Raw genomic sequence first — 12,787 nt, 5'->3', positions numbered from 1 at the left:
TCATGATGTTCCTTTAAGACTATTTCGTTGGCGCATGATAGAGGGCCTGGTGGGCAGCGTTTAATTCTGTTTCAGGCATTTTAATGACTTTACGATCATACGTCATCAAACCATTGGTTTCCACCTCCACGTCTGTCGTCTGTGTATAAACGCCTGCCGACAGCCCCATAGGAATCAGTCTTGTCAAATCACGGATCAATTGTTTATACCGTTCGAGCAGTTCGGTTTTATTTTTGAAACTCTGGTAGCCCCAGTTGTCTTTTTGTTGCCAGGAATGACCATCTACGGGAAGTCCCAGACCTCCAAATTCACCTAATGCCAATACCTGATTTGCGCCAAACAATTTTGGATCCGGCATTGCCGCATCTGGGTAGTTGTGTATATCCAGTATATGGCCGGTTTCCATAAAATTACCGCCGCTGGCACTGTTTACCAAACGGGATGGATCATTGGCCATCGTCCATTCGGTGATTTCTTTTGTCTTAAATTGTCCCCAGGCTTCATTAAAAGGCACCCAAATCACAATGCTCGGGTAATTATGCAAAACCTCCATGATGGTTTTCCATTCCTTTCTATAATATCCTTCAGACTCTGCTGAACGCACCTTATCCCGATTTCCGCCAGATATTTTCCCAGGTTGCATGTCCCAATGATTTCCCCCGAGATCGCCGCTTGGCATATCTTGCCAGACAAGCATACCAATGCTATCACAGTAGCGATACCACCGTGCGGGTTCAACTTTAATGTGCTTACGGATCATATTGAAACCCATTTCCTTTGTCTTGATTACATCAAACTTTAGGGCTTCATCCGTAGGTGCTGTATGCAAGCCATCGGGCCACCAGCCTTGATCAAGTGGTCCATACTGAAATGTAAACTTATTGTTCAATAGGAGTCTTTGTATCCCGTTTTCATCTTTTCCCATTGAAATTTTACGCATCGCGAAATAGCTTTTTGCTTGGTCAATGACCTTCCCTTTGCGGACTAACTGAATTTCCAAATCGTAAAGCTTCGGATTATTGGGCGACCAGGCTTCCAAATTCGGAACGGAAAGCTCGAAAGCTGCATTTGGTTGTCCCACCTGTTCTTTAATGACTTGAGTTCCATTTAGTGCCCGCACTTTAATTTCATCACCGGCCTGACTACCTGCCACTGTCGCCTGGAAGGCAAGTATCCCTTCATCCAAACGCGGTGTCTGTTTTGTTGTCACGATATAAGATGATGGCACACTTTCCAGCCACACCGTTTGCCATATGCCGGTAACCGGCGTATACCAAATGCCATTCGGACGATTGACCTGCTTACCTCTTGGTTGTGGCCCCTCATCTGTCGGATCCCATACACGTATCGCGATTTCCTGTTTAGTTCCTTTTCTGAGAAAACGGGTCACGTCCATCGAAAAAGGGTCAAAACCGCCTTCATGTCTACCGACCAATTGATTATTTACATATACATCGCATTGCCAGTCCACAGCGCCAAAATGGAGCAAAACATTATTTTTGTTGACCGACTTATCCAAGGTAATCGTGTTGGTATACCATAATGCTTTATCTTTACCAACTTCCTTACCAACCCCTGAAAGTGCAGATTCTACCGCAAAAGGCACTAGGATATTTCCGTCCCACTGTTGGGGAATTTCTTTTGCATTTACTGGAGTAATGGCATATTTCCATAAGCCGTTTAAATTTTGCCAGTTATTTGTCCGCACCAGTTGTGGTCTCGGATATTCTGGATGTGGTTTCTGTGCAGTCACTTTTTCACCCCAGGAGGTCAATATGTGATCGCCTACCGGCTTCCATTCCTGCGCAAGATTCAATTGTGCAGCCATCATCAGACTGGCAAAAAATAAGGTTTTCTTCATCATAAAAAAATCGTTATATCATTTATATCTTTAATTACTTTACTGTCGGAAATGCTGCTATACGCAAACGGGCAGCCCCCATTGGAATCAATTCGACTTGTTGAACTGCTGCCTGACTTTCCACTGGGCTCAATGGCAATACACCGGTCAATCCATTTTCATCTATTTTCCAGCCATCAATTCGTTTCGCTTTTACCAAAATGGAAATAGGTACCGCATCCGCTTCAAATGGAAAGGCATCTTTTGGCCACGCCCGTTTGACAACTTTCAATTGATCTGGAGCAAGCAATTCATTTTGGACAAGGCCATAATTCCAATCACTTGCCGGAAGGATCTCGTACGAAGGCCATTTGGTTGGGTCAGCGGTTTCCTGCCATTTTGAATCACCAATAGCCGAAGCTTTACTATCCTTTTGTATATAATTCTCCTTAATCTTCAAGGCATAGGTCAATGGTCCCCGTTGGATACTCACGGCATTTTTATTCGCCGTCCAGGTATTCAACTCAATGGACATCGGCAACAATAGTTCTACCTGATCTCCATCTTTCCATTTTCGGTCAATCCGGATGTACTTTGCACCTGGCTCAACGGTCTGTGCCTTTCCATTAATTTTGACCTGTGCCTGTTTTGCCCAGGCAGGAATCCGCAAGTAGAACGGAAAATCAGCTGCCTTTCCATTCGTTCCTATTGTAAAGCGAATCGATTCTTCGAATGGATAATTGGAGGCTTGTTTAATCTGAATCTTTTGATTGTCCCCGACCTTGATATCTGCATGGGATGCAGCATAAAGTACTGCAGCAACGCCATTATCGTTTGTTGCCATATACAGATGCTCTGCATAATATGGCCATCCTTGACTATGATTATGTTGGCAACAGCGTGAACTAAAAGGGTTCATCATCAAAAATGGACCGTTGTTATCAATTCCCGGAGCATGATTATGACTATCGCTAATGCTCATATTTGGGCTAGTGATATAACGTAGCGCTTTGAAATCAGCTGTTACCGCTGCCGGATACGTATTGAAGGCCACCTCTTCCGCGTGATCTGCCCAAAATGGATCTCCGGTTATTCCAAGGAGAATTTCATTTGAGGCCATCTGTTCGACCATGCCACAAGTTTCGACTCCTTGCCGCGGGTCGGTATACCCCGGACGGGCATTTTCATCGGCGCCGAACATTCCGCCCGGCACTTGACCAAATACTTGTCTGACAAAATGAAAATTATTGTAAGTCGCCTTCAGATCTTCAGCAGACTGACTTTTGAGATAATAAGTCGCCGGCTCCCTGAAACATTGTGCAACATTGACATTGTGCCAGTTGGGCAAGTCATCTTTTTGCCGCCAGTTGGCTGTGTTACGATGGATTTTATCTGCAAGGCCCATCAACCATTCGTTCCCTTGGGTCCGATTATAAAGCCAATAGACTGATAATAAATTATCCCCACCACGACTATTCTCCCAATAGTCTTTTAGAAAAAAGCTATCCGGTAAATTTGACTGCCATTTAAAGTAGTTGGTCATTAGGGTTAGCACACGTTGATCAGAGCTATATTCATAATAGGATTGTAAGCACCATAACATAATCATATTACCCCATAGGTCAGGTTTATTGTTGCGCAAGATCAGGGGACCAAAGTAGCCATCAGGCCGTTGGCTCTTGATTGCTGCTTCCAACCATATTTTTGATTCGGCTATTATTTTAGGGTCTTTCAGAATATACCCCAGATTTGCATAACCTTTCAGCCAATAGGGGACTTCCTCCCAACCGTAATCACCTTTCCCATTGGAGCTCAACCATGCATTATTTTTCTTTGATAACCAGGCACTAATTTCACCAAGATGCCCCGTAAGACCATCTTTCTGCAGCTCCAGGTATTTGCCTAACCAGCCTTCCGGAACAATACTTCCTACAGGTAGCTTCAGCAGGGCGTTCTGTTTTAACGGCAGGCGGTTGTTAATATAGTTTAGATTTTTACCCTCAACCGGTAGTTGATCAACGGCGACTACTGCATTGCTCTGCGCAGAACTTAAAAAACAAATTCCAATGAAATAAGATAATAGACCTATTTTTTTTGTCATTATTGGCTTGATTAGTTTTATAACTGATTATCCAAAAATAAGATTTAATCAATGAGTTGGACGATTGATTTTTCTCAAAAGACTGCCTATTTGTATCAAAAGAAGAAAGCACATCCCCATAGGGATGTACTTCCAAAACCAATCATTATTAATCTATACTATTTTATTGAAAAACGATACAGGGATTTCGTTTGATAGACCTGCCCAGGACTTACAATTGTTGTTGGAAAGTTGGGTTGATTTGGCGCATCCGGAAAATGCTGTGGTTCTAAACAGAACGCTGTCCGAAAAGAATCTTTTTTTCCATTTTTTAACTGCACTTGCTCATTCATAAAGTTGCCGCTGTAGAATTGAATCCCCGGTTCGGTGGTCAAAATATCCATGATAATACCAGACTTATCTCCCATGACGTGTGCGGCTTTATACCACTCGCCTTCTTTCTCCTTGCTCAACACAAAATTATGGTCATATCCTTTTCCATAGGTAAGCTGCCTATCTGTGGCATTGATATCTTTTCCAATAGTCTTGGGAGAGGTAAAGTCAAACGCTGTTCCTTTTACTTCGGCCAATTGTCCTGTAGGTATCAAGGTACTGTCGACGGGGGTATATTGATTGGCAAACAATTGAAGCTGGTGGTCCAGAATCGTTCCGCTGCCCTCGCCATTCAAGTTAAAATAAGCATGATTTGTTAAATTAATCACTGTCTTTTTATCAGTTTCAGCTCGGTAAGCGATCATCAATTCATTCTTGTCATTGAGCGTATAAGTAACTTCCATCTGAATGTTGCCCGGAAATCCTTCCTGTCCATCCGGCAAGGTATACGCAAAAGTAAGGGACGACCGATCAGCTTTCTTTAAGGTCCAATGCGCAAAATGTACGCCTTTGAAACCACCGTGTAATGTATTCGGTCCATTATTGACAGCCAGCGTATAGTTCTTGTCATCCAGCTTAAATTGCCCTTTTGCAATACGATTGCCGAAAGGTCCCACGATTGTTCCAAAAAATGGTTCTTTGGGATTATTATAATCACTGGCCTTAGAAAATCCCAAGACAACATCACACAATTTACCTTCCTTATCCGGTACCCATAAACCAACAACGCGGGCTCCAAAATTAGTAAAATAGGCCTGTACACCGTTTTTGTTAGTCAATTCATATAGATGGACTTTTTTTGTATCGATTGTCGCGCTGAATGATGAAGTGTCCATTAAGGCTGCTACCGTGTCTTTTGAAGCCGTTTTTGAACTATTCATTTGTTGACAGGACAGACAACAATAGGTAAGTAAACCGGAAATACCCAGCACCATCAATTTTCCTTTCATTTCTTATGATTTAAACAGTTTATAATCTTTGTTGAATAACAAATGCGTTGTTATCCATATTTTTTATAATTTTATTGGTTGCAATACAGATACTAAAATCTTATTTTTTTTTATTCTTTTGGGATTAAATTGTTTCAATTTTAAGCTATTTTGTATCAATAACCAAATGATCATGATCAACCTTAAGCCGCTACATTTTTTATTTTTCTTGCTGCTGTCTCCTTTGCTTATCCACGCACAACCCTATTATTTTAACCATTATCAAATAAATGAGGGGCTTTCAAACAATGCGGTGATCTGCAGCATGCAAGATAGCTACGGATTTCTCTGGTTCGGCACTAAAGATGGTCTCAACCGATTCGACGGAAATAGCTTCAAACATTTTGATGCTTCCGACAAAAACAGCTTAGGGGGCAATAATATTATCTCCCTGAAAGAAGATTTCAAGAGAAGGATATGGATTGGTACGGATCAGGGAATCTACTGTTACAATCCCATCGATGAACAGTTTAGATTATTAAGTAAACAGTTTGAAAATTCGGATGTCCCAGTTATCATTACAGATCAAAAAAAAAGGATCTGGTTTATATCGAATGGTATGCTCTATTACCATCATTTGATCAACAACGAAATTAAGCAAATCACCAAATCGGATCTTTATATTACGGCAGTCGGTTGCACGAAAAATGGAACTATTTTCTTTGGCACTCCGGAAGGAAAAATTTTCCAGATCAATAATGTCGACAAAGCCGTTCTCTTGCTGGACTTTCAACTAAAATATGGTACAAAAGACTGGTTCAGTATCGAAAAAATAACGGAGAACCGCAAGGGGGAATTATTGATCGGCACCTCCAAATCTGGCGTCTATGTTTACAATTTACAAGCCAAGACTCTGAAATCCATCTTAGGGCCAGATCGCCTAAAGCAATTTCTCTATGTTCGAGACATCTTACAGCCCAATGATACCGAATATTGGTTTGCGACCGAGTCAGGGCTCTTTATTTATCAAATTGCAGATCAAAGCTTTATCAATATTCAAAAAGAACAGGAAAATCCATGGGGCATTTCTGATAATGCCGTTTATAATATCTTACAGGATAAGGATCAAGGAATTTGGATAGGTACCTATTTTGGTGGCATCAATTATTATCATAAAAACAACAGCATTATCGAAAAATTTTTACCAAAAGATAAACCTGGTAGCCTAAAAGGTTCTGTTGTACGGATCATTACCAAAGATCCAACAGGCAATGTATGGATCGGCACTGAAAATGGCGGTCTATCCAAACTAGATCCTATATCAGGCAAAATCAAAAATTTCTCTGAAAAACAAGGAAATCTGGCGAACAATAATATTCATGGAATTCTTCCATTTGACAATAAAATATTGGTCGGTACTTTTGTCAACGGGCTGGATATTTTTGATCCCAAACAAGAAAAGGTTGTTTACCATATTGATAGAAATAGTTATTCCAACCCAGATCTACAGAGTAATTTCCTGTTTTATCTCTATAAAACAAAGAAAGGAAACATCTTAGCAGCTTCCACCCGCGGTTTGTATCGTTTTGATTTCGCCAATAAATCTTTTCATATACTGCGAAACGTTCCCGAGTATATGTTTTATACGACTGTGCTTGAAGATAAACAGGGAAATATCTGGCTGGGCACCTGGAGGGATGGCTTATTCTGCTATACGCCTGCTACCGGAGCACTCAAACATTATACTCACCAAAAGGACGACCCAACATCGCTACCAAACAACCGTATCAATAGCCTATTTGAAGACTCAAAAAAACAGATTTGGGTGGCCACGGAAGGTGGTATGGCAAAGAAACTGCCTACTGGAAATGGTTTTGACAAAATTGGCATCAAAGAAGGTATGCCCAGCAATGTGATCCTGGCCATTCTTGAAGACGCGCAAAATAATCTTTGGGTGAGCACCTCCAAAGGACTGGTTCGTTACCATCTATCGAACGGGAAAAAACGCGTTTTTAACCTGGAATCAGGCTTGCCATCCATTCAGTTCAATTACAATTCCTCATTTAATGACGGTCAGGGAAATTTTTATTTTGGCACGATCAACGGCTTAATCCGTTTTGATCCAAAAAAACTCAATCAGATCAATTACAATACCCGAATTCCGATCTATATCACCAATCTCTATATCAATAACAAAGCGATCAACCAGTATACAGATGGCAATATACTTTCCAAATCCATCCTATTTACGGATAAGATTCAATTGAAACACGATGAATCATCCTTTAGTCTTGATTTTGCTGCACTTCATTACCAAGCCCCCCACTCCATCCATTACAGTTACAAGATGGAGGGCCTAGATAATAACTGGGTAGATATCACCAGCAATCAACGGGTTTATTTCACTAAGCTTGCACCGGGAAACTATATTTTTACAGTCAAAGCGGAAGATCCCAACGGAAATGTCATTCCTACTGCTGCAAGTCTTAGAATTGTCATCCTTCCCCCCATCTGGGCAAGTACGCCAGCATATATCTGTTACGCCCTTATCCTTATTGCGCTAATTATATTTATTATTTATCATTTTAATGAAAAGGCAAAACAACGAAACCGCCAACATTTACTGACTGTTCAAAATCTTCGCGAACAAGAGCTCTATCGCTCAAAAATCAATTTTTATACAGATGTGGTCCATGAAATACGTACGCCTTTAACATTGATTAAGGCACCATTGGAAAAACTCATGGACAAAGTCGAACACAATCCAGTAACGAATAAGCTATTGACGACCATGCAGAACAATACCGAAAAATTGATTGCGCTCAGTAATCAGTTGCTGGATTTTCGGCAAGTCGAAACAGAAGGGTTTAAATTACACTTTGAGCTGGAAAACATTAGTCAGGCAGCACAAAAAATCAGCAATGATTTCAGTGTCACTGTTCAGGCCATGGGCAGGAACATGACAGTGACCATAGCTCCCGATATCATGGGGTACATTGACATAGATGCTTTTGATAAAATCTGTTATAACTTATTCAATAATGCCTTAAAATACTCATCGCAGGATATTGAAGTGAATTTAGCGGCGGATAAACAGAAAAATATTGCTATATTGACCGTGAAAAACGACGGTGCTTTAATTCCTTCGGAAGAAAGGGAACGAATTTTTGAACCATTCAATCGCTTAAAACAAAATAAGAACATTCCTGGAAGTGGTCTAGGCTTAGCATTGACAAGATCCTTGGCATTAAAACATCAGGGCAGTTTAGTATATGAAGTCGAAAATTCACGCTGGAATGTATTCCGTTTGACGTTACCGCTAAACCACAGTTCAAACCAATGATTATGAATGCAAAAGCCAATTTATTAATAGTAGATGATCATGCTGAATTACTTGAATTTATTGCAGACGACCTCAATGAAGATTACCATATCACCACCAGCACCAATGGAAATGAGGCCTTAAATTTACTCGCGTCCGAATATTTCGACTTAATCATCAGTGACGTGATGATGCCCGAAATGGATGGCTACGAGCTTTGCCAAAAAATTAAGGAAGATATCGCTTATGCACATATTCCCGTCATCTTATTGACTGCAAAAAATAGCATAGAGTCGAAGATCCAAGGTTTGGAATATGGTGCCGATGCGTATATTGAAAAACCTTTTTCGCCCGCATTTTTAAAAGCTCAAATTGCTAGCTTATTAAAAAACAGGATTAAAGTCAAGGAATTTTTCATCAAAAACCCGATGTCCCAGATTCAACAAATCGGTCAGAATCAAAGTGATCAGGATTTCTTGCTCAAGATCGACGAAATCATAATGGAACATTTGGATGACCCTCAATTTAATGTGGACCGAATGGCAGACATACTCTGCATGAGTAGACCCACATTGTATCGAAAAATAAATCTGGTATCGAGTCTGTCACCAAATGAACTGATTAACCTGACCAGGCTTCGAAAAGCAGCTGAATTGCTTAGTTTAAGACAATACAAAGTATATGAAATTTCAAATTTATTAGGTTATAGTTCGGCCACACATTTCTCCCGAAATTTCCAAAAACAGTTTGGACTCAGTCCGACGGAATTCCAGGATGCCCAATCTAAATAATTGAACAGCGACTTTTCATTAGAGACAGATCAAATTTGTGCTCGGAAATTTAAATCAAATCATTGGCCGAATAATAACTACGGTCACAAACTTAGCCCGGATTCAATTGAGATTGCTATTAATGCAGCTATAAAAAAGAACCATATTTCATGGAAAATATGGTTCTTTTTTGGGATATGGCAACTAACGTATAATTAGTCTCAAGTTCACAAAATCAGAATTGCTATATCTCCTTTATCTGAAAATCGAGAGGTCTCACCTATTACCATTTGATAGCTACATGTACACCGTCGGGACTATTTTCAAATCCTAACAGATACGTTTTTGTTTTTGTATCCCAATTTTCCTCCGAAAAGACTTCTTTTTTATCCACCAGCACGCTCTTTGGTTTATTAGGTAATAATATCCGCGAAATATTTGTGGTGTTAATCGGGCTTTTTGCCGTAAATGAATAGTGATGATTAGCCGATGTTTCGTTGTAGATACGGCTTGCTGAAGCTAACACTTGCGGTTGTTGTTTGTTTTTTATATGATCTAAATTCACAAACAAACATTGCTCATTCGGTTGGATATTTTTGGAAGTAACAATGGGCAAAGCCGGATCATAAAGATCAATTAGATTTCCTTTAACATGATATGGCTGATTACTCACACTCTCATCCAATACGGCGATCAGATCGTAATTACCGCGCGTCAACGTGAAATAGTTTTTAAATTGTAGCTTTTCAGATTTGCCGTTGTTTTCATAAAGATTTTTCGTCACGTCCAGCAGTTTCTGACTGTTATCCGGTTTGACCACAAATTCTTTGGGATCCGATCTTAACACATAAAAAGTACCTTTCCCATACGTATATTTCCCCTCCTTTGTCATACCGTCCTTCAGCCCCATTTTCTCAAATAGATGATCCGATGGCCGTTGGTAATTTTTACCATTCGTGTTCCACCATTCCTGTACCGATTGAAAGGGATCGAGATCTGTACCACAATAAATTAGGATGCCGCCATTCTTTACCCAATCTGCAAGGTACTGATGCGCCTCAGCTGACAGGGGCTTCATATTGGAATAGGACATGAGGAGTACCTTCGTCTCCGCCAGGGCGTCCTTAACCGCCAAATTCTCCAGGTGAACTGTTTTTATGGGCACCCCACGTTTTAGGAAAGGAAGAGCGAGACCATAAAAGTTCGCCAGTTGTGGATCGTCATATCCGGCATGCGTCGGAAAACGTTGAAACATCAACGAATTTGCCAACAGGACACTGATCCCTGTCGATCCAGAAACTTTACTGGCCGTTTTTGGCATACTATTCAGGCTATTGATCATCACCTGCATCTGAGTCGAATAATGCCGTGGTATTTTTTCCTTTTGGTCACTATTGGGGCTTGTCTTATACAGTCCCTCATAGATCCGTTCGGGCCAGGGCATCACTTCATAGTCAGCGATATTCGGATAGAGTAGCTGTGCTGTGAACGTAGCTTGATAATTCTTTTTGTAATCTGCCCAATCCCGGGGCCAATCTTCGATCGGATCCGTCAGAAAAAACATCTTTCGTCCAGTGGGAGCTGTCATAGATTCCATTGCCCCATACTCCAAAAATGCGGTTTCGAAAACACGTTCTTTCGCTACACCATTAAAATAATTAGGTTCACGCGAAGTCCCCGTCCATACCTGCGCGATGTAACCATCCACACATGGAAGCGAAGCTAAACTCGCTTCAGGACTCACGATCATCCACTGCGAATAGTTGATCAAGGAATGCGTGGGCACATAACATTTCACATCCATCCCTTTGGTTTTTCCATAAGATTTCGCGTACGTAAAGACCTCATTCAGTGCATTGAGGTATAAAGCGTACTTTAATTTATTGGATAAGTATGTGTTCTCAGGCGATTCATGCTGTGGTCGCCAATCAAAACCATAGTATTTTTTCCATTCTTTCTTAAATGATTCACTGTAACCTGCACGTGCCCAGAATTCGGGTTCCTCCATAAATATGGCGTCAATCCCGGCATCAATAACCCGCTTGACATGCATCTCTTTGATGTATTTTAAATAATTTTCAGTAGGAACAATATAGGGAACCATATGACCATGCCAGATGGTATCCCCTTTTACGTCAACCTGTCCCTCATCCAAATGCATCTTTCCATCCCATTTTCCTGTAAAATAATCCTGGTACTCGCCCCAGGCAATCCCGGTCATAAAATGGGTAATATATCCTTTATCACGCCAGGATTTCACGCGCTCTTCAAATGGAATCTTTCGAGACTTGTCGGATGGATTCCCTCCTGTTCCATAGATCATTACCGCATCCGCCCGATTGTCTATTGTCGGGCGCCATTCTCTGGAACTCTGAAATGTCGTCTTTACAGGATCTTTTTTTTGAGCGATCGCGGTAAGCGTCGTCAGCATCAATAAAGCGAGTATGTTCGTTTTTATCATAATCTGTTTTCTATTTCCATTGCTATTACTTATGGTTTACTTCTGCATTTTTCATACTATGAAATATGATTAGCTTGTTTATTGGTCAACAAGCTGAACCAGTCTTATTCAAAATCCAACTGCAACATTGATATTTTAAACTGACCGGTTCAACATGATAGCGGACTCCCTTATGGAATATCTACTCTTTTGGCTTCATTGTAATTCCACCGCAGAATTCCTGTACCGCGGGGGGTATCATAGTTAATTCTGGACGCCGCCCGAACAAAAACCGTACGACCAGCCGGAATTTCATTTGCGGACTCGATCTCAATAACCTGTCCCAACTTTGTATCAAAACTATTTCCACTATAGTCTATTTTGGTTGACCATCGCTCATCCCGTGCCCTATAACCTACCGTGGAGGAATAGCTAACAAATAACTGAATATCCTTAACATTTAGAAAATCTGGACTAAAATTTCCCATCGGTTCTATTTTTTCGCGAAAAAACTGTTCACTTACCGCACGGGTGACCTTTACCTTAGCTTTTATCTTGCCGTTTTCGACAGTGGGGTCGCCAACCCATTCCACTTTAAGAAAAGGGTGCACCTCCATTTTTATTTCATGCGAACCATTCAGCTCCATCGTTTTACTATCGTCTGACAATACTTTACCATCAACATCTGTACGCACCAATGGGATAAAAGGCCCGTCTACCGTGATATGATAATTACCTTTAAATAATTTGGTATTCTGAAAAGTTCCATCTGGCATGCAATAAAAGTCAGGGTTGTGCTCCACATTATCTCCCCAACTAAGCTCTGTCAATCGGACACGGATACCTTCACTCCCCTGATCGGTCAATACCGGTTCACCCGTCTGTGCATCAACGACAACTCCTTTTAATGCCACAGAAGGGGCTTCATAATTATCTGCCTCAAAGAGGCTACACGAACTCAGCATACATAATATGCCAATCGCGCCAAAAATGCTATTTTTCATCTCTTGTAA

The 12,787-nt window shown here is 40.9% G+C and carries 7 protein-coding genes; 2 read left to right on the top strand and 5 right to left on the bottom strand.

From position 1 onward, the window contains the following. Positions 1-19: 19 nt before the first annotated feature. The 3 genes from G6053_RS09010 to G6053_RS09000 all read right to left on the bottom strand — a co-directional run bounded on the left by G6053_RS09010 (position 20) and on the right by G6053_RS09000 (position 5,263). Complete coding sequence (locus tag G6053_RS09010) at positions 20-1,864, bottom strand: sugar-binding domain-containing protein (protein ID WP_241254962.1); 1,845 nt, start codon at positions 1,862-1,864, stop codon at positions 20-22. A 31-nt stretch (positions 1,865-1,895) separates the two neighbouring features. Continuing rightward, positions 1,896-3,941, bottom strand: coding sequence for a beta-L-arabinofuranosidase domain-containing protein (locus G6053_RS09005; protein ID WP_165306234.1), 2,046 nt, complete (start codon positions 3,939-3,941; stop codon positions 1,896-1,898). Between the two features lie 158 nt (positions 3,942-4,099). Continuing rightward, positions 4,100-5,263 (bottom strand): aldose epimerase family protein, encoded by a 1,164-nt coding sequence (locus tag G6053_RS09000; RefSeq protein WP_241254961.1) that lies wholly within the window; start codon positions 5,261-5,263, stop codon positions 4,100-4,102. Positions 5,264-5,435: 172 nt separating this feature from the next. Here G6053_RS09000 and G6053_RS08995 point away from each other — a divergent pair, with 172 nt between their 5' ends. Further along, positions 5,436-8,585: a sensor histidine kinase gene (locus G6053_RS08995; protein WP_165306233.1), complete on the top strand. Its 3,150-nt coding sequence runs from the start codon at positions 5,436-5,438 to the stop codon at positions 8,583-8,585. Positions 8,586-8,587: 2 nt separating this feature from the next. Continuing rightward, on the top strand, positions 8,588-9,355 hold the full coding sequence (locus tag G6053_RS08990; RefSeq protein WP_241254960.1) for a response regulator: 768 nt from the start codon (positions 8,588-8,590) through the stop codon (positions 9,353-9,355). A 262-nt stretch (positions 9,356-9,617) separates the two neighbouring features. On the opposite strand, the gene G6053_RS08985 is transcribed toward G6053_RS08990, so the two are convergent. Together G6053_RS08985 and G6053_RS08980 are read right to left on the bottom strand one after the other, a co-directional pair. After that, positions 9,618-11,795: a hypothetical protein gene (locus tag G6053_RS08985; protein ID WP_206531906.1), complete on the bottom strand. Its 2,178-nt coding sequence runs from the start codon at positions 11,793-11,795 to the stop codon at positions 9,618-9,620. A gap of 170 nt (positions 11,796-11,965) precedes the next feature. Next, entirely contained in the window at positions 11,966-12,778 is an 813-nt protein-coding gene (locus G6053_RS08980; RefSeq protein ID WP_165306231.1) for a DUF3823 domain-containing protein, read from the bottom strand. Positions 12,779-12,787 lie beyond the last annotated feature (9 nt).

This window comes from Sphingobacterium sp. DR205 (assembly GCF_011064245.1).
Classification (GTDB): Bacteria; Bacteroidota; Bacteroidia; order Sphingobacteriales; family Sphingobacteriaceae; genus Sphingobacterium; species Sphingobacterium athyrii.
This window is presented reverse-complemented; position numbering and strand designations above follow the sequence as displayed.